1 protein-coding gene is annotated in these 360 nt (G+C 41.1%); it reads left to right on the top strand.

Annotation, left to right across the window (positions count from 1 at the left end):
• The coding region (locus SB719_RS19205; protein ID WP_412159609.1) for an MFS transporter at nt 1–360 on the top strand (360 nt) is incomplete at both ends.

The following is a 360-nucleotide window of genomic DNA, read 5'->3' as shown; positions in this document are numbered from 1 at the left end:
GAATCATGGCGTTGGATGCTTGCTAGTGCTGCAATCCCTGCATTCATTGTGCTGATACTGCGAATAGGAACACCTGAATCCCCACAATGGCTCATCAGCATGGGACGTATTGATGAAGCACGCCATATCGTAAAGAAGTATATCGGGCCTAATGCGGAAATCGACGAAACTGTTATTGAGACTCAAAATAAAAATGGCTTTCGTGCTCTTTTTAACAAAAAATTCCGGAAGCGAACAGCTTTTGGAAGTCTATTTTATGTCTGTATTGTCATTCCGTACTTTGCCATCTACACATTCCTACCGTCTATCTTAAATAGTATGGGTTTAGCAGAAAACTTCACTGTAGACTTGTGGTTAAAC

The organism is Pantoea sp. SIMBA_079 (assembly GCF_046940275.1).
Classification (GTDB): domain Bacteria; phylum Pseudomonadota; class Gammaproteobacteria; order Enterobacterales; family Enterobacteriaceae; genus Pantoea; species Pantoea borealis.
The sequence above is the reverse complement of the archived record's forward strand: the minus strand, read 5'-3'. Positions and strand labels throughout refer to the sequence as shown.